At 27.7% G+C, this 26,301-nt stretch carries 20 protein-coding genes; 4 read left to right on the top strand and 16 right to left on the bottom strand.

Annotated elements, in window-relative coordinates; genetic code table 11:
• Positions 1-19 precede the first annotated feature (19 nt).
• The 16 genes from fliD to X275_RS03180 form a co-directional block, all read right to left on the bottom strand.
• Complete coding sequence (fliD, locus tag X275_RS03255; RefSeq protein WP_047267514.1) at positions 20-1,885, bottom strand: flagellar filament capping protein FliD; 1,866 nt, start codon at positions 1,883-1,885, stop codon at positions 20-22.
• Positions 1,886-1,900: 15 nt separating this feature from the next.
• The gene (locus X275_RS11005; RefSeq protein WP_052913582.1) at positions 1,901-2,278 is read right to left on the bottom strand and encodes a flagellar protein FlaG; all 378 of its coding nucleotides are present in this window, start codon (positions 2,276-2,278) and stop codon (positions 1,901-1,903) included.
• 75 nt (positions 2,279-2,353) lie between these two features.
• A complete protein-coding gene (locus X275_RS03245; RefSeq protein WP_047267513.1) occupies positions 2,354-3,193 on the bottom strand; it encodes a PHP domain-containing protein in 840 nt (279 codons plus the stop codon).
• Positions 3,194-3,196: 3 nt separating this feature from the next.
• Complete coding sequence (locus X275_RS03240) at positions 3,197-7,186, bottom strand: diguanylate cyclase (protein ID WP_047267512.1); 3,990 nt, start codon at positions 7,184-7,186, stop codon at positions 3,197-3,199.
• A 107-nt stretch (positions 7,187-7,293) separates the two neighbouring features.
• Complete coding sequence (locus X275_RS03235; protein WP_047267511.1) at positions 7,294-9,462, bottom strand: sodium-translocating pyrophosphatase; 2,169 nt, start codon at positions 9,460-9,462, stop codon at positions 7,294-7,296.
• A 57-nt stretch (positions 9,463-9,519) separates the two neighbouring features.
• Positions 9,520-10,611 carry an HD domain-containing protein gene (locus X275_RS03230; protein WP_047267510.1) on the bottom strand — a complete coding sequence of 364 codons (1,092 nt, stop codon included), beginning with the start codon at positions 10,609-10,611 and terminating at the stop codon, positions 9,520-9,522.
• A gap of 4 nt (positions 10,612-10,615) precedes the next feature.
• Positions 10,616-11,578 carry a DNA polymerase III subunit delta gene (locus tag X275_RS03225; RefSeq protein WP_047267509.1) on the bottom strand — a complete coding sequence of 321 codons (963 nt, stop codon included), beginning with the start codon at positions 11,576-11,578 and terminating at the stop codon, positions 10,616-10,618.
• On the bottom strand, positions 11,553-13,253 hold the full coding sequence (locus X275_RS03220; protein WP_052913581.1) for a penicillin-binding transpeptidase domain-containing protein: 1,701 nt from the start codon (positions 13,251-13,253) through the stop codon (positions 11,553-11,555). The genes X275_RS03225 and X275_RS03220 overlap by 26 nt, the downstream gene beginning before the upstream one ends.
• 4 nt (positions 13,254-13,257) lie before the next feature.
• Positions 13,258-13,533 (bottom strand): hypothetical protein, encoded by a 276-nt coding sequence (locus X275_RS03215; protein WP_047267508.1) that lies wholly within the window; start codon positions 13,531-13,533, stop codon positions 13,258-13,260.
• A 14-nt stretch (positions 13,534-13,547) separates the two neighbouring features.
• Positions 13,548-14,435, bottom strand: a complete 888-nt coding sequence (rsmH, locus tag X275_RS03210; RefSeq protein ID WP_047267507.1) for a 16S rRNA (cytosine(1402)-N(4))-methyltransferase RsmH — start codon at positions 14,433-14,435, stop codon at positions 13,548-13,550.
• A 122-nt stretch (positions 14,436-14,557) separates the two neighbouring features.
• Positions 14,558-16,402: an ABC transporter ATP-binding protein gene (locus X275_RS03205; RefSeq protein WP_047267506.1), complete on the bottom strand. Its 1,845-nt coding sequence runs from the start codon at positions 16,400-16,402 to the stop codon at positions 14,558-14,560.
• Positions 16,399-18,585 carry an ABC transporter ATP-binding protein gene (locus X275_RS03200; RefSeq protein ID WP_047267505.1) on the bottom strand — a complete coding sequence of 729 codons (2,187 nt, stop codon included), beginning with the start codon at positions 18,583-18,585 and terminating at the stop codon, positions 16,399-16,401. Before X275_RS03200 ends, X275_RS03205 begins: the two co-directional genes overlap by 4 nt.
• Position 18,586: 1 nt before the next feature.
• Positions 18,587-19,012, bottom strand: a complete 426-nt coding sequence (locus tag X275_RS03195; protein WP_084825091.1) for a MarR family winged helix-turn-helix transcriptional regulator — start codon at positions 19,010-19,012, stop codon at positions 18,587-18,589.
• A gap of 106 nt (positions 19,013-19,118) precedes the next feature.
• Complete coding sequence (locus tag X275_RS03190) at positions 19,119-19,622, bottom strand: permease (RefSeq protein WP_047267503.1); 504 nt, start codon at positions 19,620-19,622, stop codon at positions 19,119-19,121.
• On the bottom strand, positions 19,619-20,110 hold the full coding sequence (locus X275_RS03185; RefSeq protein ID WP_047267502.1) for a hypothetical protein: 492 nt from the start codon (positions 20,108-20,110) through the stop codon (positions 19,619-19,621). Before X275_RS03185 ends, X275_RS03190 begins: the two co-directional genes overlap by 4 nt.
• Positions 20,107-20,745 carry a lactate utilization protein gene (locus X275_RS03180; RefSeq protein WP_156168656.1) on the bottom strand — a complete coding sequence of 213 codons (639 nt, stop codon included), beginning with the start codon at positions 20,743-20,745 and terminating at the stop codon, positions 20,107-20,109. The genes X275_RS03185 and X275_RS03180 overlap by 4 nt, the downstream gene beginning before the upstream one ends.
• A 219-nt stretch (positions 20,746-20,964) precedes the next feature.
• Here X275_RS03180 and alr point away from each other — a divergent pair, with 219 nt between their 5' ends.
• From alr to X275_RS03160, 4 genes are read left to right on the top strand one after another with little or no spacing between them, the layout of a single operon-like run.
• The gene (gene alr / locus X275_RS03175; protein WP_047267501.1) at positions 20,965-22,071 is read left to right on the top strand and encodes an alanine racemase; all 1,107 of its coding nucleotides are present in this window, start codon (positions 20,965-20,967) and stop codon (positions 22,069-22,071) included.
• A gap of 1 nt (position 22,072) precedes the next feature.
• Positions 22,073-23,110, top strand: a complete 1,038-nt coding sequence (locus X275_RS03170) for a 3'-5' exoribonuclease YhaM family protein (RefSeq protein ID WP_052913579.1) — start codon at positions 22,073-22,075, stop codon at positions 23,108-23,110.
• Complete coding sequence (gene topA, locus X275_RS03165) at positions 23,110-25,353, top strand: type I DNA topoisomerase (RefSeq protein ID WP_047267500.1); 2,244 nt, start codon at positions 23,110-23,112, stop codon at positions 25,351-25,353. Before X275_RS03170 ends, topA begins: the two co-directional genes overlap by 1 nt.
• A complete protein-coding gene (locus X275_RS03160; RefSeq protein ID WP_047267499.1) occupies positions 25,343-26,239 on the top strand; it encodes a D-alanine--D-alanine ligase family protein in 897 nt (298 codons plus the stop codon). The genes topA and X275_RS03160 overlap by 11 nt, the downstream gene beginning before the upstream one ends.
• The last annotated feature ends 62 nt before the right edge of the window (positions 26,240-26,301 follow it).

Genomic DNA, 26,301 nt, shown 5'->3' with positions numbered 1-26,301 from the left:
ACCTTAATTTATTAATTATTTATTTCATAAATGCACTTGTAATCCATGCACCTTGCGATTGCATTTGGGATACAGATTGTTCCATTGCGGAGAATTTTTGCCAGTAATAAGCTTCTTTTCTTTGAAGCTGATCGATTAATGAAGTCATTCTTTTTGCAATATCTCTCATTTCAAGTCCTATTGTCCCGGTAGTACCAGATATTTGATCTATTGTACCTCCAAATTTTGTAGTATTCCATATGTAATCTTTGAATTTAATAGCGATGCCTTTATTATTATCATCTTCATATGCAAATAATTTCCACACTTCTTCAGAATTATTTTGAATAGCTGATTTAAGTTTATCTTCATTAATTTGGAGTATCCCTTTCATGGTGTTTTCATATGTTCCACCCGCGTCTCCTGAATTTATTCCAATTTCGTATAATGAGCTATATTGAGCATTTACATCAGAAGACCATGAAATAACCCCGTAAGCCATATTTCTTAATGAATCAAATATATTCTGTAAATTGTCATCGCCTTTCAGAACACCTTTTAATTTATCATCTTCAGACAATGTTTCACCTTTCTCTGGCTTTACAGCCTCTTCATTTAGTTTTTCATAAATATAACCTATAACTTCATTATATTTGTCTACAAATTCTTTAATTTTATCATAAGTAGCATCGACATCTTGAGTAACCTGAACATCTATCCAATTTGAGGAAATTGATTTCAAATTCAATGTGACATTATTATATTCTACGGTATTTCCCCATGTGGTTTTGGTTAAATCAGCAGTGCCATCACCATCCAGGTCTATTTCAACATTTGCAGCGGTACCAGGAATAATAGTACCCATATAATTTCCACTGGTATCAATCCAGGATAAATCGTCTAATACATTTGTCTTATTTGCACCTGTTGAATCACCATCTTCAATTGTTATTGACTGAGGACCACCTTCTTTATTTCGTATCATCAATTTATCTTCATTTTCATCATACCATGCTATAACATCAGCATTTGATGCGTTTATCCTTGCAATTAAATCGCCTAATGTATCTGTGGAGCTTACTGTTATTTCTGTTCCATTAATTCTTATGATTCCAGAAGACACATCTGAACTTATGTCGGATAATATTTTTGAGGTATTTATTGCACCAGCATGAACGGTGCTTTCTATATATCCTGCTGTTGCTCCTCCGGGTACAAAATCAGAACCTTCGAGATTAAAAACTTCTGTAAAATTACTTGTATCAGATGAATCACCTAACAATATGCTTGAAACAGTCCCTTCCTGGCCGGCTTTTTCTTCAATTTTTAATTTTCCATTGTTAAGTGAAGCGGTAAAATATGTTGAATTTGCGTCTATTTGATTTATTATGTCTCCTATAGTATCTGTGCCAGAAAAGTTTATTGTGACATTTTCCATTATGTTTCCAGAGGAATCAAGAGCCTTTAATGTAAATGAACCAGCAACTGGAGTTGTTCTTCCGTTTAATTGGTAGTATTGGGTTGTTAAGTCAGGTATGTTTCCTAATGTATTTGTAGGCGTAAATGATGTAGATGAAGACAAAGAATTAATTTTAACTTTAAAATTTGTATTGCTTGCTGATGTTGATGCAGTGGCTGATAAAACATTTTCATCACTTACCTGAACACTTTTTGGAATAAGATTACTTTTTAATTTAAATGTAGTAAGAAAGTCCCAAAAATCACTAAGTTTGGAATCAACCTCTTTCCATGCTTTTTGTTGTAGTTGTAATTTTTCAAAATCATTCTGTAATCTTTCCAGTGGTTTTCTCTCAACTGACATTAATTGATCTATTATAGATGAGGTGTCCAGACCACTTGCTATCCCACCAAATTGGAAAGAACCCAAATAACTATTCTCGCTCATTATTAATCACCTCCGTTACGCGCGTTCATCTAAGAAAATTCCTTCTAATTTATCAAGCATTTCTGCCATTTTCACGGCTGTTTCCGGAGGAATTTGTCTTATTACTTTTTTTGAATCTTTATCTACAATCTTAACTATAATCATATTTACGTCATCATTTACCTCAAATTTTACTTCACCTTTAAATATTTCCTTTAATTTGTTCAGTTTTTCTTCAATAGTTTTTGAAAGTTTTTTTATATTTATATTGGATAAATCACGAACGTTTTTTTGAACATTTGGAGTATTTTTTCTTTCACCTTGGTTATTATTCTTTTTCGAAAATTCAATATCTTTTGTAAGCGAATCTATAAAACTAGAAAAATCACTGTTTATTCTATTCATTTCTCCCATAATTACACCCCCATAGGAATCCTTTCCTGACTATAAATTTCCTAATTATATTATCGGATATAATGAAAGAAAAGTTTAGCTTTTTTTATAATAATTCGTAACAAAATAATTAATAGTATCCTGTATAACAAAATTTTCAATATAAAGCCCTAATGAAACAAAGGGTTTATTTGAGCCATGAAAATCACTTCCTGCCGTAACTAACAAACCATTTTTTCTGGCTAATTCAATTAAAAAGTTTGTATAATGAGGATCACTTGAGTAATGGAAACATTCAATTCCATCGAGTCCATAATCTTTTAATTCAATGATTAGAGATTCTAATTGAATGTTTGATAATCTTAATTTTTTTGGATGAGCAAGAACGGCAAAACCACCAGCTTTTTTAATAGCTTTAATGGTTCTTTTTGGTGAAAACTTAAATCTTTCAATATAGCATTTCTTTCCCCTGGTTAAATATGTTTCTATAATTTGACTTACAGAGGTTCCATATCCCTTTTTTAAAAGAATTCTAGCAATATGAGGTCTCCCAATTGTATATAGCGATATACCCTCAAGATCTTCGATATCAATTTTAAAACCTTCTTTTTTTAATAATTCAATCATTAATCTGTTTCTTTCGATTCGTTTGTTATAAATTGTTTTAAGTAATGAGTTTAAATAATCGTCATTTATATCTATATTATATCCGAGTATATCCATTAATGTTGGGAATTCAGCATTTATTTCAACGCCAGGTATGTATCTTAAATTAGTTTTTTTTGCAAAATAAATAGCTTCTTTTTGGCCTTCAATAGTATCATGATCTGTAATGGAAAATATTTTTATTCCAATATTACTTGCTTTTTTTATAAGTTGTTTTGGAGATAATGTACCATCTGAAAATGTGCTATGACAATGTAAATCTATTAGCATAAATTAATCTCCTCTCATAACCTCTACTCTATTTTTACCGCTATTTTTTGCTTTATATAAAGCCTCATCAGCATTTTTTATTATATTTTTTAATTTTGGTTCTTTAATAGTAGTGGAAATTGATGAAACCCCTATACTACATGTGATGTTTAGTTTGGTTTTTTCTAATAAATCAATATTTATATCTTTTATAAGTCTTTTTGCAATCAATTCAGCATCGTTAATATTGGTATTTGGTAAAATAATTAAAAATTCTTCTCCACCGTATCGGCAAACCATATCAAATTCTCTTAAATTTTTCTTTAAGGAATTTACCAATTCGGTTAATATCTCATCACCTTTTTGATGTCCATATTTGTCATTGATTTTTTTGAAATCATCTATATCAATTAAAATAACTGAAAAATCAAATTTATATCTCTCATATAGTCCATATAATTCTTTTAATTTATTTTCCATATATCTTCTTGTATATGCAGAAGTTAAAGGATCAACGATGCTGTGTTCGTAATGAGTAATCTTATCTAGAATTGAATATAGAACATCTTCAATGATGATTATATTATCCAGTATATCAGCAGCTTCTTTTTGAGAAAGTTCAATATTTGTATTTGATAGATAAATATGATATTTGTAATCTTTATAATCTGAAATATATGATAATTTTAAAGGTTTTGTGTTAAATTGATCTTCTTTTAATTCGTTTTCATCTTTAAAATTAAAATTATATTCCACTTCATAATTTTTGGTTAATATACGTATTAATATTTCGTTTATAGGATATTCGTCTCTTAAATATTCGCCTATTTTATCGACCAGATATTTTGGAGAGTCAGATTTTAATAAATCTATAATCAAATTGTTTATTTTTTCATATGAATGAATCTTTGAAATTAAATTATTGTAATGATAGCTTTCTATTTTAGAGTTTAAAGAATAGATTTCTTCATAAGTAAATGTTGGGATTTTAAATTGATTGATTAAGTAATAGTTAATTTCTTCAAATTTATTTTTCATCAATAAATTATCATAAATTTTTTGAGCTTTTCTTAAATATTTTAATGATTTAAATTTTTCATTTTTTACGTTGTAAAATAGTCCTAACCCTTCATATAACATGGCTAAAGATAGTTTTTTATCCTTGAATTCTGCGATTAAATCTAATACCCATTTTTCAAATTCACTGTTAAATGAATAACGGGCTAATTTTTCAGCAGTTAAACTAACCATTTCTTCTTTTAAATATATTAAAGGATTATTTTTGAAAAATAACCATGAATTATAAACGAGCTTTTCATTTTTTTCAAACATAAGGTTGTATAAATTCTGAAAAAATTCATTTTTAGAAATTAAGTCTTTATATTTTTTATTGCTTAACAATGTTTTATTTTTATCAAAAAAGGCTTTTAAAATAAAAATATTATCTTTTATATGTTTTAAACTCGTAGATACAAATGATTTATTTTTTACATAGTTCTCTATTTTTCTTATATTACTATTTAAGTTTGAATAATCTTTTGCATATAAAAAATAATAATTTTTTATATCATTAGCTAAAATATAACTGTTATGATCTTTATTTATTTTTGAATAATTTTCTGCGCGGTTTATCAATTCGAAAAAATCTTTTATATCTCCTTTATACAATTTATTATTTGCAATATTAATAAGAATTCTATTGTATGTATGATAATCCCCTATTTCTTTAGATATTTCCAAAACCTTTTTATTATAATATTCTGATAAATTAGAATTTAGACCTTCATACAATATAGCAATATTTACATATACTATTTGTGTTAATCTCTTATAATTTGTTTCTAAAGATATTGTCAAAGCTTCATTATAATATTTTAAAGATAATTCAGGTAAATCAGTTTCAGTCTTTATTCCAAGCATATTTAAAATCATACCTTTAATAGTTTTGAATTTAGATAAATGTTTGTATCTATAATAGATTTTTTCAAATTTGATATAATATTCAAAGAATTTTTCGTTATTTAAACTTGAAGAGTTTATACTGAGATAATAATATATGTATAATACTTTTTTATAATCGGATGTTTTTTTGTCATTTATCCACTGAAGAAGAAGTTCGCTTAATTTTTTTTCATCAGAGAATTTTAAAAATAAATAAGCAATGTAATTATAAACTTTACTTTTGCTGATCTTTTCAATATATTGTTTCATGTCTTCGCTATATTCATTAAAAAAATATTTTTTAGAAAGATATATAGCAATTGCAGAAAATGGAATGTTTTCTGTCATATCTTTTATTTCATTAAATCCATAATCTATAAAATTTAAATTTTGCCATTTAAATAAAGATTTTTTCATTTCTTTTATGATCAAAGCAATAGCACTTTTTACTTTATTTGCATTTTTTAGATGAAATATCTTTTTTTTGAGAGATTCATTTTTTTGAGACAGATATACATGTATTTTTACTTTTTCATTCTGATTTAAACTTTCGTGAAATAAATTTTGATATATTAAATTAAAAAATCTATATTCATCATTTTCTTTTAATAATATATCTTTTTCAAGAGCATATAATATTGATTTATCAAAAGACATGTGGAAAAAATTTTCCAGATATTCAATATCTTTTTGATTGAATCTAAATCCTAAAGTGGATAAAAGTTTTAAATCATTTTTTATATTTTTTGGTATTTTGGAAATTTTTTCTGTTGCTAAATCTATTATTTTTTTATTTTTAATTTTTTCAGGATAAAAAATATATTCACCATTTTTAAATTCAATTATTTTAAGAGTATATAAATCTTTAACTATCTGAAAAATATTCCCTGGATATCCTTTTGAAAGGTTATATATAATATCAATTATTTCCGGATATTTATTTAAAAAATCCGTTGACAGAATTATTTTTAATAATATTTTAGTTTTTTTTCTATCAAAAGGTTTTAATTCAATATATTCAGTATTTTCGAATTTTACTTTTGGGGGAATATGTGATAATAATATAAAAGAAAATGGAAAATCAAAACTTTTAATTATTAATTCTTCGATGAAATTTTTAAATTTAATATCAATATCCTGGTAATCATCCACTATTATTATCAATTTAAAATTGTTTTCTTTTTGTCTTAGATTTTCTATAAGATTTAAAAAGTAAAAAATATTTAGGTTTTCCGGAATTTTTAATCCGGGAAATATATCTTTTATATTTCGGGCATTAATAATGGTGTAATTTAACTCTTTAAACTTGAAGTTCATAAACTTGATTAAACGAGTTTTTCCAATCCGTTGATTTCCGTAAATAAATATATGTTTTTTTCCCAGAGCTCTCAAAATTTTTCTTCTCTCAAGTTCTCTATCTATAAAATGAGGTATTTTTATTCTTTCAAATTGTTTTTTATGTTTAAAGAAATTTAATAATAATGTATATAAATCATGAACACATTCAAAGGATTCTTTTTCTATAGTATTTATAAAATTTTCAATTTTTGTATTCTTAACATTCATTAAATTATACAATTTTTTAGCTAAAATTTTTAACACATTTATAACACCATTTTCATCGTTTTTTTCATTGAGGATAATCTTGGTATTTTTTTTAGGGATAAAAACAGAAGGTATTAAAGTAATATTATCTGTTTCATCAATATAAATATCGTCAATGTAAATATATGGAATGATAAAGTTCATTGAATGTGTCAGTCTATCGACGATATCATAAACTCTGTATAAAATATTATAATAAATTTCTTCATTTATTTTTATTTCAGTAATAGGAACTTCATTCCAATATTCTGTATAAATATAGTATTTTTCATCATTATACACAATTTTTTCCGGCAAAATCAAACCGAATTCATTTAAAGATTCTAAAGCTTTTGATATATTTAAATATGAATCATAATTAAACAGAAACCTCTCCGTGATTCTTACACGGAAAATTCTGTTATTTATTATTTTTAAATAATCTTTTCCAAACAATGTTTCTCTCAAGAAACCATTAAAACTTTCCACTATAATCGCTCCCAATAGATAGCACACTTGCAGTGGGCTATATGCAAAGAATTTATTTTAACCAAAATCAAAAACTGTTAAATAATTACTTTGTAATTATTTAACATTTAGAATAAATGATATATTTTAAATATGGAAACTGTGATTAATGAAGTAACGGCCATGATTTTTATCAAAATATCAAGGGAAGGACCTACAGTATCTTTTAAAGGATCGCCAACAGTATCTCCTACAACTGAGGCATTATGAGCATCCGTACCTTTCCCTTCACCTTCTAAATTTCCATTTTCAATATATTTTTTTGCATTATCCCATGCTCCTCCAGAATTTGCTGTGTAAATTGCCAGCATAACACCGCTAAAAGTGGTTCCTGCCAATAATCCACCTACAAAATCTGTTCCAAATATGAATCCTGATATTAAAGGAGTTAAAACTGCAATTAAGGATGGAACTTTCATTTCTTTTAATGCGCCATCACTACTTATTTTAATACATCTATTATAATCTGGTTTGCTTTTTCCCTCCATTAATCCTGGAATTTCCTTAAATTGTCTGCGGATCTCTTCAACCATTTTTTCTGCGGCATTTACCACAGCATCAATTAAATATGCGCTGAAAAAATACGGTAAAGCAGCTCCAAACAATGCGCCTGCTATTGTCTTTGGACTTAAAAGATTTATATTTAAAAAACTTTTTAAATCTACCTGCATGGAAGGATTTATTTGGGAATAAACAAAGGATGCAAATAATGATAAAGCCGCAAATGCAGCTGATCCAATAGCAAATCCTTTTCCAATTGCAGCAGTTGTATTTCCAACAGAATCGAGCATGTCAGTAATTTTTCTTACTTCAGGATCCAATTTTGCCATTTCACTTATACCACCAGCATTATCTGCAACCGGTCCATACGAATCAACAGAAACCGTTGCAGCAACAAACGAAAGCATTCCCATTGCTGCCATAGCTACACCGTATAAACCGGAAAAATAATCTGCAATTAAGATTCCAAACATTAACATAAAAACAGGATATAAAACACTTTTCATTCCCAACGCCATACCTTTTGATATTACAATAGCAGGTCCGCCTTTGGCAAATTTTGCTAATTCTTTTGTAGGCTTATATTTATCACTCGTATAATACTCAGCTAATAAACCTATTATAATACCGGAAAAAATGCCAACTATTGCAGATAACCATGGAGAATAAACACCAAATCTGAAATTCATTAATTTTAATTCGTCTTGAGGTAAATCTTTTAAATAATAGACGCTTAAAAAAAAGGTTAAAATTATAGTAATTGCCGCAGAGGAAAATAGCGAAATATTAAGTTCCTTATGCGGATTATCAGAACACTTTTTAAATATTACATATAATATTCCTATCATCGCCCCAATCAATCCTAATATTGTGAAAAAAACAGGATAAGTTGATAATTTATACGTTGTAATATATGAAATTTCTTTAATATCTTTTGATATTAAAAAACTAGCGTACAATACTAAAACAACAGAAGAGATAATTGCTCCAATATAGCTTTCCAGTAAATCAGCTCCTAATCCTGCAATATCTCCCACGTTATCTCCCACATTATCAGCTATTGTTGCGGGATTTCTTGGATCATCTTCTGGTAAATTTAATTCTGTTTTTCCTACTAAATCAGCTCCCATGTCAGCAGCTTTGGTATAAATCCCACCACCGACTCTATCAAACATTGCAATGATGGAACAGCCAAGAGCATATCCTGAAACAGTCATAGCGAATGGGATATAACTTATTCCTAACCAATTTCTTATTACAACTATATTTTCCTTATTTAATTGTCCACGCCAGATACCAAATATTATATAAACCAATATTAACCCCAATAATGCAAATCCAGCAACAGACAATCCCATTACGCTACCGCCCTGAAAAGCAACTTTCAATGTTTTTCCTATATTTTTAGTAGTTCGTGCAGTGTTTGAAACTCTTACATTGGCATATGTAGCCATTTTCATACCAATATATCCAGCACTTCCGCTCATTAATGCACCAAGAATAAAAGCAATGCCAACATTTATGTCTGTTACAATCATAAGAAGAATGGAGATAAACACTACATATATACCAATAGTTTTATATTCATGATTTACAAATGTTTTTGCGCCTTCTCTGATAGCCAAGGCGACCTCTTTCATTTTATCTGTACCTTCATCCAGTTTTAAAACGGAATAATAATTAAACATAGCAAAGCCTAAAGCAATTAACGGTACGATGATTATGTAATATAACATAATACCCCCCCTTTTTTGATGAAATGCATATTTATATTAAAAAATTTTATAGGGGATTTAGTTAAAAAAAGTCAACTTTTCAATTTCATCAATCAATTCATATATAAAATCAAAATTAAATTGTTTTAATTCCTTTTTCATATTAAAAAAGGCCTCCCGAAATAATATTTGCGAATTTCCGGATTTTATTTCAATGGCACATTCAAGCATGGCATTAAAAAGATCAGAAGCTCTAACATATCGGCCATATTCATTATCAAAAGGATTTATCATGTACTTTTTAAATCGTTCAAATATTAATATTGTATCTTCATCCCTTTTTAGCCATTCTTCTATCATCTCTTCTTCTATTGTTGATATAATATTTTCAAGCCCTTTAACTTTCTTTTTAGTTGGAGTTATAACATCACCAGTAAATGCTTCTGGAAAATCGTGCAAAATACTTGCAATAATTATTTCATCTAATAATTTATCATTATTCCTATTATCCAAATAATAAAATATAATTGCGGTAGATACCACCATGAAAGTATGAGATGAAACAGAACTTTTTACATTTCTGTGGTTTTTATTCCATCTATACATGGTAGTTAATCGTGTTGAGGTTTTTAATACATAATTTAATATACTTTCCAATTCGTTTATATGTTCCAAATTTAATCTCAATTTCCTCAAATTCTTTTCAGTTTCCTGCTTTGGACCTTCAAAATATTCTGGGAATATTCTACTGTTAATTTCCATTTCTTTTAATGAAACCATTAAATCAATGAATTGAGCATATTTTTTGAATTTTATGTCATAATCAGATTCGAAAAATTGAACAATTTTGTTTTCTTTCAATTCATCATAACTTTTTTTCAGAACCATTTTCCACATTTTTTCATCTTTTTCTAATATCCTTTTTTTGGTATCTAATGAAACATCAGACAGAATAATTTTTGGTAGTTCTTTGAATATTTTTGCTTTAATATTAGAAGAAATAGGCAGATTATAACCCTTTTTATTTAAATATTCAATGGATATTAAGTCCAGAATTAAACTGTGAAAAACATTATCTGCTTCTGTAAATCTCAACAACGCAGGTCTATTATTCCAGCGATAAATAGTAAATAAATTTGTTAATTCATATATACTTTTCCCCAGACTCATATTATCACCCACAAATATAATATATTAAATCTAATAATATCAAATTTCCTTTTTCGCCAATTTTAGCCATGCGATCATATTCTTCAAGTTTTATAATAATATCCATAATATCTTTTTTCTTATAAAAAAGAGTATGATTGGCATAAAATATCTTTTCATTTTTGAATTTTACACCCAAAAATTTTTTCACGCGCATTTTTGAAACATTTGTTAATTGAGCAATTTTTTGTACTTCTGGCCAGTTAAATTTTTTCTTTGGTTCTACATTAATTATAACACGATATAGGTCAAAAAAGTATTTAAACAAATAACCTAATAAAGAAATAATATTAAAATCTGGAGAAGATAAAAAATCTTTAGCCATTTTTAATACTTCTTCTTTTCTTTTTGATGAAAGAAGATATGAAAATTCTTCAAAATTAATATTTATATGTGTAGTGCCGATTTCTTTTATGTCATTTAATGTTATAACTTCATCAGAATATATGGCAGTTTTCTTTAATTCTTCAAATAAATAATTGTCATCATTACCATAGGTTTCTAAAATGTATGAAATAGCATTTTCCTCAATTTTTTTTCCAAAAAAACTGACAATATCTTTTATATATTTTATCCATTTTTCATCTTCCCAGGGTTTTGGTAATGAACATTCTATAAATTCCTCAAAGTCTGCTTTTATTTTTGTATTATTTAATATAATAAGATTTTCTATACTTTCAGAATATATGTTGTTTATAATATCTAAAATTTCTTTTTGATTTTTTTTATTAAACTTATTAAAATCTTTTATAATAACATTTTTTTTATCTCCAAACAAAGAATTAGATAAAACATTATTTTTTATTTCATCGATAGGAGAAGGTGAATCTGGAGTAATGCTTATATTTGAAATTTCAATATTATAGAAATTTTTTAATGCTATATCTTTTTTTATCTTAGAATCACCGAATATCAGTATTTTTTTCATTTTTTTCATCTCCTAAGTATAATATTACAAAATCAATATCTTTTATATTATAAGAAATATCAGGAATTTGCCTTACAACATAATTGCCATTTCCATATAATATCACTTTTTTTTCATTGATACCGAGAGTTTTTAAAATAAACAAAGCTTCTGTTAGAGTCATGTTTTTAAGATTTGGAAGATAATTTTCAACTATTTGGAATTTGTTTGAATATTTAAAATCTTCTAATCTATAAAAAATATTTGTTGCTACAGGGGCAGCAACTTCACCACCGTAATATTCCTTTTTAGGATCATCGATAATAGAAACAATAGTATATTTGGGTTTTGATGCAGGAAAGAATCCTACAAATAGTGAATAATATCTATCTGAATAACCTTTTCCAGATATAGCTTTTTGCGCAGTTCCTGTTTTACCAGCAATTAAAACACCGGGTTTATAAGCTTTTCTGGCAGTACCTTTAAGCATAGTATATCTTAACCAATCTTTCATTAAATTTGCAATTTCAGGAGAAAAAACCTGAAAACTTTTTGATTTATTTTTTTCTAAAAATGTGGGTTTTACATATTTCCCGTTATTTGCAAAAATGTTAAATATTGAGACTAATTGTATGGGTGTAACTCCAATCCCCTGACCAATTGCAATTTGATAAGGTGTAATTTTATACCAATTATCAGGTTTGGTAAAAACCCCATTAATTTCTTTGCTGAATTCTATACCAGTTTTTTTTCCAAAGCCCATTTGATCAAGTTTGTTATATAACCATTCATTGGAAAAATTTTCCATTATTTTTTTCATTACTTTTACAGCCGCAACATTAGATGAATAAGCAATTGCATCCTTTGCATCAATATTATTAAAAGAATGACCTTCAACTTCGCTTATTGTAAAATTAATACCATCTACAGGTGAAATGGATGGAGATAATGTGAATTTTTGATACGGAGAGATCAATCCTTCTTCAAGAGCTATGGAATATATTATAGGTTTCATTGTGGAACCTGGTTCTATATATCCCATAAACGCCATATTCCATGGATAATGTGAAACCACTGCTCTGATTTTTCCTGTTCTTGTTTCCATTATTATTACAGTTCCACCTTCGGCATTTTGCTCTGAAATCATTTTTGAAAGTTCTTCATAAGCAATTTTTTGCATTTTTAGATCCAAAGATAATTGAATACTTTGTGTGCTTAAAAACCCTTTTTTATATAGATACGGTTCTATGCCATATTCAGTTTTCCCTATTTCACCAATATTTTTTCTCAAATCATATGAAGAATTATAATTTCTTTCATATGTTTTATATATTCTTGAATATTTTAAAATGTTGCCTGGGATATAGGTTTTTAGTTCTAATATATCTTCAAATTTTCCAAGTAATATAAATGATTTGTTAAAGTCATTTTCATTTAAAAAACGTTTCAGTTGAGGTTTTAATTTTTCTAATTTATTTCTTTTTCTTATAGTTTTTAAGTCCAACCATACCTCATAAATAGTTTTGTCAACAGCAATAATACGACCTTCTTTATCTAATAAGGTCGCTAATTTTTTGTTACTTTCATTTATTTTATAATTTTCATTCAAACTATAAGGTTTTAAAAATAAAACATAGGAAATTAAAAAGATATATAGAAATACTATAATGAGTAAAGTTAAACGGTTACGTAGCACAAAATCATTCTTCCTCCATTATGATAAGCGTTTGCTTATAAAATTCTAATTCGGTGGTTACAGTTTGAATCTTCGTATGATAATCCGAAATTCTTGAATTCAAACTGGATACATTATTTTTTAAAGTTTGTATTCTGTTACCGAAATTTAATGTAGCGACAATGAATCCTACCATTAATATTGCTAAAAATGAAATAACAACAAATGAAACAGAAATACTTTTTATCTGTGCTGCTGTTCGTTGTTTAATTGCTGGAAAAAACTTTAGGCGTTTTTCCATAGTTTAGCCCCCTTTCAAATCCGTTCGGCCACCCTAATGCGAGCACTCCTTGCTCTGGGGTTAGACTCTATTTCTTCGTTTGTTGGCAAAATAGGTTTTTTAGTCAAAAGTTTAAGTTTTTCATTATTTCTAAAAAAATTTTTAACTATTTTATCTTCCAATGAATGGAAAGAAATGATACAAATTCTTCCTCCAGTATTTAAAAAATCAGGGAATTTTTCAAGAGCAGTTCTAATATTATCGAATTCTCTATTAACTTCTATTCTGATGGCCTGAAAAGTTTTAGTTGCAAAATGCCTTTTTCGGCGGTATCTTTCCTTTGGAGGCAACGCTTTTTTTATAACCTCAACAAGTTCGAAAGTAGTGTTAATTGGTCTTGAGTTAACTATATATCTTGCTATTCTTCTTGCAAATTTAAACTCCTCGCCATATTCAAAAATAATTTTTGATAGATCTTCTTCGGGATATTCATTTATAACTGTCCATGCGGTAAAATCTGAATCAGGATCCATTCTCATATCGAGTGGCTCATCCTTCATAAATGTGAATCCGCGCTTTTCCCCTTTTAATTGAAATGTTGAAACACCTAAATCCATTAAAAAACCATCTACTTTCTTTATACCGAGCCCATGTAAAACAATATCTATGTCTTTATAAGAAGCTTTGAAAAACTCTATTTTATTTGTTATTTCTTTTATTCTGTCTTCAGCTATTTCAAGAACTTCATAATCCACATCCACTGCTATTATTTTTGCCTTCCCATTTGTTTTTTCATAGATAGCTTTAATATGACCGCCTTCGCCGGCTGTACAATCTACATATATACCATCGTCCTTTGTTATTAAAAACTTTAACACTTCTTCTACCATTACACTTTTATGATAATCATCATATTTTCTCATAATACACCCCATATCTTTTTTAAAAAAATTATATCATATATGTTCAAAAAAAACAAAAGTTTAAATATATTGACTAATTATAAAATTACCGTGTTTAAAAAGTAAAACAGCTTATTTTTCATTTAAAAATTCCCTACAATTTCGAATTGTGAATTATACATATTAGCATAAAATCCATTTTTCTTTAGTAATTCTTCATGCGTTCCTTGTTCTATAACATCTCCTTCATTCATTACAATAATTAAATCTGCTTTTTTTATTGTTGATAATCTGTGTGCAATAACAAAACTTGTTCTGTTTTTCATTAACCTCTCCATAGCCTGTTGCACCTTTAATTCTGTTCTTGTATCAACAGAACTTGTAGCTTCATCTAAAATTAAAATTTTAGGATTGGCTAAAAAGGCTCTAGCAATAGTAATTAACTGCTTTTCTCCTTGAGAAATATTATTTATTTCTTCATTAATAACCATATTATATCCCCCAGGTAAAGCGTGAACAAAACTATCTACATGTGCCATTTTTGCAGCTTCTATAACTTCCTCATCCGTTGCATCTAATTTTCCATATCTAATATTTTCCATTATAGTTCCATTAAATAACCATGTATCCTGTAACACCATTCCAAATAATGATCTTAAATCATATCTTGAAAATTCTCGAATATCATAATCATCTATTAAAATTGCTCCATCATTTACATCATAAAATCGCATTAATAATTTTACTAAAGTTGTTTTTCCAGCACCTGTTGGACCTACTATTGCCACAGTCTGTCCAGGATGAATAATTTCCGAAAAGTTCTTTATTACTATTTTTTTCGGATTGTATCCAAATTTCACATTTCTAAACTCTACCTTTCCTTTTATTTTCTTTAAATCTATCGTTGTTTTTTTATCTTCTATTTCTTCTTCTTTATCCAAAAATTCAAAAACACGTTCTGCTGAAGCTGCTGTTTGCTGGAATATATTAGAAATATTTGCAACTTGAGCTATTGGCTGTGTAAATGACCTCATATATTGTATAAAAGCTTGTATGTCTCCAACCTCTATTATCCTTTTTACTACAAACCAACCTCCCATTACTGCAACTATTACATATCCAAGATTTCCTACAAAATTCATTATAGGCATCATCATACTTGATAAAAATTGAGACTTCCATTCGGACTTATATAACTCATCATTCATAATATTAAACTTTTTTATACTTTTCTCTTCACCATTAAAAGCTTTTACAATAACATGCCCACCATACATTTCTTCTACGTGCCCATTAACATGCCCAAGATATTCTTGTCTTTTTTTAAAATATTTTTGAGAATGTTTTATAATAAACATCATTAACCCAGCAGATATAGGCAAAACTATTAATGCTATTAAAGTCATTTGCCAACTAATAGTTATCATCATTATTACAACACCAATAATCATTGTGATTGAAGTAATAATTTGAGATAAACTTTGATTTAATGTTTGTGTTATTGTATCTACATCATTTGTAATTTTCGACAATATTTCACCATGATTTGTACCATCAAAATATTTCAAAGGCATTTTGTGGATTTTTTCCATAATCTCTTTTCTTAAATTATATGTTACTTTCATAGAAATTCCTGACATAAGCCATCCCTGAATATATCCAAACAAAGCACTTAATACATATATGCCAAGAAGTATTATCATTGTATTTGCTATATATGAAAAATCTATTCCTGCCTTACCCATTATTTTTCCCATAACACCTTCAAATATTTTCGTGGTAACCTTTCCAAGAATTTTAGGTCCTACTATAGAAAAAATTGCACTGGCCATAGCAAAGAGTATTGATATTAACAATGTCCATTTATATTGATTCAAATATGCTATTAATCTTTTCATTGTACCTTTAAAATCCTTTGCCTTTTCAACAGGTCCACGCATCATTGGACCTCCACCTGGTCCTCTATTTTCTCTTTGCTCTTTGCTCATGCTAACTCCTCCTCTGATAACTGAGAATAAGCTATTTCTCTATATGTTGAACATGTTTTCATTAATTCCTCATGTGTTCCTTTACCAACTATTTCACCTTCATCTAATACAATAATTTGTTCAGCATTCATAATTGTAGATATTCTTTGAGCAACTATTATTATAGTGCTATTTTTAGTATATTCTTTCATCTTTTTTCTAACAGATAAATCTGTCTTAAAATCAAGCGCAGAAAAACTATCATCAAAAATTAAAATTTTAGGCTTTTTTGCAAGTGCTCTTGCTATAGATAATCTCTGTTTTTGACCACCAGAAAAATTCTTACCTTCTTGAGAAACTTCTTCTTTAAATCGCTTTGGTAGCTTATTAATAAACTCTAGAGACTCTGATACATCTGCAACTTTTTCCATTTCTTCATCTGTTAAATTTTCATTTCCATATTTTATGTTTGATTCAATAGTTCCACTAAACAAAACAGATTTTTGAGGAACATACCCTATATATTTTCTTAACTCATTTTGAGTTAATTCTCTTACATCTATATCATCTATTAAAACCTGTCCCTTATCAACATCATAAAATCTTGGAATTAAATTAATAAGTGTTGATTTCCCTGAACCGGTAGAGCCAATAATAGCTGTTGTTTGACCTGGCATTGCCGTAAAGGTTATATTTTTTAATGCATAATCTTCTCCGCCTGGATATTTAAAATATACATTTTTAAATTCTATTTTACCATTTGTTTTTTTAATATTTTTAGGTTTTTCAGGATCCACTATTGTCGGTTCTACTTCTAAAACCTCCGCAACACGCGATGCAGAAACCGAAGCTCTTGGAAATAAAATGAATATCATTGCCATCATTAAAAATGAAAATATTATTTGCATTGCATATTGTATAAATGCCATCATATCTCCAACCTGTAAGTTGAAATTATCTATCTTATGTGCTCCTACCCATACAATCAATAACATTGTTCCATTCATAACAAATAACATTGCAGGCATCAAAAAAGCCATCAATCTGTTTACAAATAAATTTGTTTTTGTCAACTCTTTATTTACTTCATCGAATCTCTTTTTTTCTCTCTCTTGGGTATTAAATGCTCTTATAACCATCATTCCTGTTAAACTTTCTCTTGAAACAAGGTTAAGCTTATCAACTAATTTTTGTATTAATTTAAATTTAGGCAATGCAAATGCAAATATTGTCCCTATAAACACCAATAAAGATATTACTGCAACCCCTATTATCCATGACATAGATGGACTTTTATCAAGTGCTCTAATCAAACCACCAACTGCAAGTATTGGTGCATAAAACACTATTCTAATTAAAATAACCATTAAATTTTGTATTTGAGTGATATCATTTGTGGTTCTTGTAATTAATGAAGCTGTTGAAAATTTATCCATTTCTTCTCCAGAAAAATTCTCCACCTTTGAAAAAATTTTCTTTCTTAAATCCTTCGCTAAACCTGCTGCTGTTTTGGAACCTAGCAATCCAACAATTATAGCACTTATGACACCAATTAATGTCACTAATAGCATCCATACCCCTGTTTTTAATATATATTTCTTTTGAGAATTATATAAATCTATTCCTAATTTCTCATATTCTGTTTTCACTGACTGAATAAGGAATTGTTTTACCATCTCATCCCCTAATATATTTATTTTTTCATATATGTTATTTGCAAAATCAATTCTTTTATTTAAAGGCAAAAATATCAATAATTTAAATATATCCAATTTTGAATTTTTATTTATTTTTAAACCTTCTGTTTCTCCTCTTTCTATTGCATTTACTGCAATAAATGATTTAGCAAATATTTTTTCCAGATTTGAATCATTAGAAAAATTTTTCTTTACATAAATATCCTCTTTTTCTAATAATGGATATTGTGATATATATTCATTACTTCCTTTTTTTATGTATGCATAATATTTTAAAACAAGTTCTTTTTCTGCTTTATCCATAAACATAAATAATCTTTTCATAGTTGTATTAGAAAGCGCTTTTGGTAAGGTATCTTCTATACCGCTTTGTTGAATACCAACATTTACTATATCTGACATATAATCCGGCAATGCAAGATTAGTCATCGCTTGAATATATAATAATGCTATCGCTAATATTAAATATAAACTATATGGCTTTAAATACTTCATTATCTTTAGCATCTTATCTCTCCTCCAAAATATTATTTAATATTTTTAATCCTTCAATAACTTTATCTAAATCATCTTCTGGAACATTTTTCAACATTTCTTCCATTTGCTTTTCAACATTGATATGGCTTTTTTCAGCAATTTCTTTAAATTTTTCCGTTATCTCAACAAAAACTTTCCTTCTATCTTTTTCATCTCTTGCCCTTTTCACAAATCCCTGATTTTCCAATCTATCTATAATTCCTGAAACTGTACTATTAGATAATCCCATTTTTTTACTTAAATCGCTAATTTTCATGTTTCCATTCTTCATTAAAACTCCCAATAACATCCATTGAGAATGCGTAAATTGCATATTGTTAAAATGTTCAGACATAAACTTTTTGAAATTTTCTTTTATCTCTTTTATTAAAACAATAATCTCAAAACTTTTATTCAATTGAATCACCTCATAAATAATTATTTCGTATGCGAAATATTCGCATACGAAATAATTATAATTTTGTTGTATTAAATTTTATTTACCAAAGCATTATGGTTTATATTTAATCAAATTGATTTCTATCTAAAAAACATTCCATTATATAACCACTAATAAAAGCATAAATTACTATAAAAATATTTAAAAGTAAAATAAATTTTATATTTAGTATAGAAAGCGCAAATGGTAGCCATTGAATCTTGATAGACCATGCAGCAATTGTTACAGCTATTACTCCAACATTTGCACCATTATTTATTAATTCAGCAAAAAAAGGATAAAAAGCATAGGATGGTCCTACCATTAATGTACCAAATATACCTCCTAAAATCTTTCCTTTTACTCCGCTTTCTTTACCAATAATTTTAATGATAACATTTTTCGGTATAATTTCTGATATATATCCTGTCAAATAGGCTACACTTACTATTATTGGAAACAAATTAAAAAACGTTTTTATTGCATATTTAAAACCTGATATTGCCTTATTAGGGTTAAACACTATTAAAATTATAGCTATAAGAAATATAACTATTTCTATTTTATAATTTTTTATAAGGTTTTTCATAGTATCATCTCCATTAAATAAGAAATAATTATTATTGATACTATAGCTAATATATTACGTATTATAGTAAATTTTTTTCCAAAATTTTGAAGTTCATATGTTATAAATATAATTCCCAGCATTACCCAAGATAACAAAAAAGAGGATACAAGAGAAACACTGGCATTATTTGCAAAGAGATATTGAGCTATTGGATATCCTGAAGCAGGTGGTCCCATCATTAAGGATCCAGTAAATAAACCTGTTATTATTCCCTTGATTCCAGAAAAATTTAAAAGAAAATCTCCTACCTTTTCTGTAGAAAGAAAATTCTGCAAAATTCCTATTATTAAAAATATAGAAAAAATTCTAATTGAATTTTGGATAAGATTTTTATTTCCTTTTTTTAATGCTTTTTTAAACTCTTTATTTCCTTTTTTAAATTTTAATTGTATATATAAAATTATAGTAAGCAAAAGCATTATAAATCCAAAAATCAGATTACTCATAATCCTAAATCCTCTTTAACCAGAATAATTTTAAATCTCCCGGGATGTCTTACTCCACTTTCAACTATAACTTTATGAATACATATTCTTTCTGGTGAAAGACAATCATCACATTTTCCGGTATATGTACATGGGGTATCGAAGTTCAATCTTTTTGAATTCATCGGAGAAATGTATTCTATTCTCTTGTTGGCACTGTCTAAATCTGGAACTATTTTATTCATTCCTGCTATAATTATTACATATTTTGGACCAAAAATCATTGGAGCCACTCTTGTGCCATTTCCATCTAATTGTACAATTTTTCCATCTTCTGTAATCGCATTAGCGCTGCATAAAAAGTAATCAGCTTTAAACATTTCAAAATAGATATTTTCTAATTCATCTTTTGACGCATTATATCTGTCCAGAAAATTGAATCTTCCACTTCTTAGAAATTCAAGAACGTTACACTCGTTTAAAGTTAAACTTCCACCAACAGCAACTTTAGAGTTTTCTTTCATGATTGTATTTAATAATGGAACTACATCCTCTTTTTTTTCAACGAGATAAGCATCGTGTTTTTTGCGTTTTAGATTCTCTATAACCTTTTCACCTACTTTTTGATATTTCCAGTTATATAAATCTTTTCTCATAGTCAACCTCCTTAAAAATAAAATTAAATATATTCCAGGGTAATTATAACATTTGTTAGATATTAAATGTGTAGGCATTTTCCTTGTAACTTTTTTTTAATATTTATACATTATTATTATATAGCTTTATATAAATTGTGGGATAATTAAAAAATATAAATCAAAAGCTCGCGGCAGCGTGAATAATTGCTGTAAACGTGTAACACCGGAGGTGCAAGTATGTTTGATAGAAAAACTTTTGTGGAAATAAATATTAAAAAGTATATTCATAATATAGAACTGATTAAAGAAAAAGCAAAAACATCCGTTATTCCTGTTTTAAAGGCTGATGCTTATGGACATGGCGCTGTGAAATTATCAAAAGTTGTTTATGATATGGGAATTAAATTGATTGCGGTAGCTTTTTTAGGAGAAGGAATTGAAATAAAAAAAAGCGGTATAGATATAGAAACACTTGTTTTTAATTACGTTTCACCTGAATATATAAAAGAAAATATAGAAGGGTATATTTATACAATAGGTTCTTTGAAGCAATTAAAAGAACTTATTGATTATTTTGGAAAAGAAATAAAAAATATAAAGTTTCATATAAATATAAATACAGGAATGAATAGAATGGGGATAAGCGAAGAAGAGATAGAAAATATAATCACATTAATAAAGGAATATAATATAAATATTCATGGAGCATATTCCCACTTTGCAACAGCAGATAATCTGGATGATTTTGTTAAAGTACAATATGATAAATTTGTAAATATTGTTAGTCATATTGAAAATTCAAATATCGATATCCCTATAAAGCATATTTGTAATTCAGCAGGGGCATTATTTTTCCCAGAATACACACTGGATTATGTAAGGCCTGGAATAGCAACATATGGTCTTCAACCATCAGATATAAAAAAAGAAAAAAAATTAAAGCCTGTTTTGCAATGGAAAAGTGTTGTTGCAAGAGTGGGGATTTTAAAGAAGAATGAAAGTGTAAGTTATGGCAGAACATATTTTTCAAAACAGAATATTCCTATAGCGACTATACCTGTTGGGTATGCCGATGGATATTTTAGACAATTATCGAATAAAGGTTATGTATTGATTCAAGGGAAAAAATGTAATATAATAGGAAGAGTTTGTATGGATCAGTTTGTAGTTGAAACTACACAAATTGAAAAAGTAAAATTGGGTGAAGAGGTTGTATTAATAGGAGAGCAAGAAAAAAGTTTCCTATATGCAGAAGATCTGGCAAGATTAGCTGGAACAATAAATTATGATATAACGTCAAAAATAACTAAAAGGGTTCCACGCGTTTATATAGAGGAGGAATAATATGAAAAATGGTGGTATGAATCTTGGAGATTTATTAAGAGAAAAAGGCCAATTATCTGATGATTTAATAAAGGATATATATATATCTGATTTAAAACCAAGTGAAACTTATGAAATAGAGGGTAAAGTTTTAAGCAAAAGACTACAAACAACTAAAGATGGAAAAGAATTTTTGCTTTTTACAATAACTGATAAAACTGGGAGACTAAGAGCTATTGATTGGTTTAATGCAAGAGAAAATTCAGAAAAAATAAATATAGGTAATATTATAAGAATAAAAGGTAAAATAGTAGTTTTTGAAAATAGGCTTCAGCTAAATCTGGAGAAAAATTATAGTATATATATTTTAAAAGATTCTGAAATAAATTCGGAGAAATTCATAAAAACTTCTACTCAAAATGTGCAACATTTAAAGGATGAATTGATTAATTTTATAAATAATATAAAAAATATTCATATAAAAGAATTATTATCTTATATCTTTATTAAAGATAAGAATTTTGAAAAGGATTTTTCATACGCTCCTGCAGCAATTAATGTTCATCATGCATACAAGCATGGATTATTAGAACATACTATAGATGTTGCAAAACTCTGTAATTCAATAGCAGAAAATTACAAAAATATTGTAAATAAAGACATACTTATAGCAGGAGCACTATTGCATGATATAGGAAAAACAAGAGAATATAAGATTACCCCAACAGGAATTGAAAAAACAGATGAAGGTGAATTAATTGGACATATAGCGATAGGGATTAATATGGTTTCTGAATATGCAAAAAAAATAAATAAATTTCCAAAGAAAATGCTTGATGAAATTCTTCATATGATAGCCTCTCATCATGGAGAATTGGAATGGGGTAGTCCAATTGTTCCAAAAACACTGGAAGCATTTATTTTGCATTTTGCAGATAATTTAAGTTCAAAAATTGAGCAGGTTAGAAGTCATATTGAGGAGTCTAATAATGAACATTGGACTGAATATCATAAAAACCTGGGAAGAAAAATTAAAATTACGAATATGGGGGAAAAATAATGACAAAAAAGAAAAAAAATGTTGTTATAGTTGAATCTCCTGCGAAAGCAAAAACCATAGAAAAATATCTTGGATCCGATTATAAAGTTGTAGCTTCAAAAGGACATATAAGAGATCTTCCACAAAAGAAATTTGGAGTTGATATAGAAAAAGATTTCGAACCAGAATTTGAATTGATGCCAGGTAAGGAAAAGGTTGTAGCAGAGTTGAAAAAAGTTACAAAAGGGAAAAAAGTGTACCTTGCACCGGATATGGATAGAGAAGGTGAAGCTATAGCCTGGCATTTAAGTTATTTATTGGGATTAGATGAAGATGAAGAAAATAGAATAGTTTTTTCTGAGATTACAAAAGATACCATATTGGAAGCTATAAAATCACCAAAAAAAATAGATGACAAAAAGGTTGGAGCACAATTGGCCCGAAGGATACTTGACAGAATAGTCGGGTATAAAATAAGTCCTATATTATGGAGAATTTTGAAAAATTATAACACAAGTGCCGGAAGGGTTCAGTCCGCTGCGTTAAAAATTCTGGTTGACAGGGAAAGGGCAATATTTAAATTTAAACCAAAAGAGTTTTATAAAATTTTTTTGAAATATATGGATCAGGATATCCCTTTAGTGAAGATAAATGGAAAAAAATATAAAAAAGAAAGTATTAATGAGAAGAAAAAAAATGAAATATTAAAAGATCTAAAAGAAACAAAATTTTATATAGAAAAGGTTGAAGAAAAAGAAGCAAAAAGAAATCCTCCGCAGCCATTTATAACCAGTACGTTACAGCAAAGTGCTATATCAAAATTTGGATGGTCTTCGAAAAAAACTATGCAAATAGCACAGAAATTATATGAAGGTATAGAAACGAGCGATGGCCCACTTGCATTTATTACATACATGCGTACAGATTCAACAAGAATATCAGAAGAAGCACAAAAAAAAGCTTTTAATTATTTAAACGAGAATTATGGTAAAGAATATACGGGGCATTTTAAGGTGAAAAAATCAAAGAAAAAAATCCAGGATGCCCATGAAGCAATAAGACCAACAGATGTTTATATAGACCCTGCAAAAGCGAAAAAGCTAATTTCAGGTGATAATTTAAAATTATATACACTAATATGGAATAGATTTATAGCTTCACAATCGTCTCAATCTATATATACAGAAAAGATATATACCATTATGGATGCATCGAAAAAATATACTTTTGAAGTTGTAGGAAGGAAAAGAAAATTCGATGGATTTGAAAAATTCTGGTCTTCTTCTACAGGTGAAAAAGAATACGAATTACCTAAAAGCGGAGAATTAAAAAATATAGAATTGAAAACAGAAAAAGATGAAACAAAACCCCCATCAAGGTATACAGAGGCATCTTTAGTGAAAGAAATGGAATCAAAAGGAATAGGAAGACCTTCAACTTATGCTACCATAATAACAACATTGTTAAATAGGAAATATGTAATAAAAGAAAAAAGTAATTTAATACCCACGCTTGTTGGTTTTATTGTTTCAGATTTACTTGAAAAAAATTTTCCTGAAATTGTTGATGCTAAATTTACAGCTCATATGGAAGAGAAATTGGATAAAATTGAAATTGGAGAAACAAACTGGAAAAGTATTTTAAGTGAATTTTATAAGGATTTCGAAAAATTTTTAAATACAACAGAACAGAAAATGAAAGAAAAATCTTTAGATTTTTATTATAAATCTAATATAAAATGTTCTAAGTGTAATGTGGAAATGGAACTTCAATTTGGAAGATATGGTTTATTTTTAAAATGTCCAGAATGTGGTGAAAATAAAGGTCTTTCTAAAGGGATATTGGGCGTAACTATTGATAATAATGTATATTTATCCGAGGATAATATTCTACCTGAAAAAGGAAAAGAAGAAAAAACGGGTGATAAATGTCCAGAATGTGGTGGAGACCTGATAATAAAAAGTGGACGTTTTGGTAAATTTATAGCCTGCTCAAATTATCCGGATTGTAAATATACAGCTCCATTGCCCGCCAGAGGTAAATGTCCAAAATGTGGCAGTAAAGTTCATAAATTAAAGAGTAAAAAGGGGAAAATATATTTCAAATGTTCTGAATGTGGTGAAATGTTCTGGGACGAACCTTCGGATTATAGATGTCCTTCATGTAATGGTCCTTTGTTTTATAAGAAAAAAAACAAAGAGGAAATGTTATATTGTCCCGATGAAAAGAAATTTTTTAAAGAGAGTGAGTTGAATGAATTATAATATAGGATTAATATATGGCGGTAATTCAAATGAAAGAGAGATTTCAATAGTAAGCGCTAAAAATGTTGAAAAAGCATTAAAAAATCTGGGATATATAGTATCAAAATATGATTTAAAATATGATTTTGATAAATTTTTAAAAGAATATAAATACATAGATCTTGTATTTAATGTGGTTCATGGTTATGAAGGTGAAGATGGAACATTGCAAAAGATATTAGAGGAATTAAAGGTTAAATTTATAGGTTCTAATTCAAAAGTTTCTGAAAATACATTTGATAAATTATCTTTTATGCGATTTATTGAGAAGGATTTTTCTGTTCCGGCTTATATATCAACAAAGAAATTTATTAAACCGCATTTTGATTTTCCTTTGATTATAAAACCAAGAAGAAGTGGATCCAGTTTGGGCATACATGTTTGTCACAATTATAAAGAATATAAAAAATTTCTTGAACATGAATTACAGGAATATAAAGAAATGTTGATTCAGGAATTTATAAAAGGAAAAGAAATATCTGTTAGTATAATAGAAAAAAATAAAGAAGTTATAGTATTACCAATACTTGAAATAAAGCCAAAAAAGGAATTTTACGATTATGAGGCTAAATATACAGAAGGTATGACCGAATTTGAAATTCCTGCAAAGATACCATTTGAATTGGAAAAAAAAATAAAAAAAGATTTTCAAAAAATATTTAGATTAATGAAATTAAAGGATTTTGCAAGGATTGATGCAATAGTGAAAGGTGAAAATTATTATATTCTTGAAGTAAATACTATACCTGGACTTACAAAATTAAGTGATTTACCTCAATCAGCATATGCCTATGGTTTATCTTTTGAAAGTTTAATAGACATATTAATAAAAAACAATCTGAGATAGATATCTCAGATTGTTTCAGATTGAAGACAAACCTCTTTGCTAAATCAAGCAGAGAGGTATTT

It is taken from the genome of Marinitoga sp. 1197, from assembly GCF_001021165.1.
In the GTDB taxonomy this organism is placed as follows: Bacteria; Thermotogota; Thermotogae; order Petrotogales; family Petrotogaceae; genus Marinitoga.
Note: the sequence above shows the minus strand (reverse complement) of the source record. Positions and strands in the feature narration are given on the sequence as shown.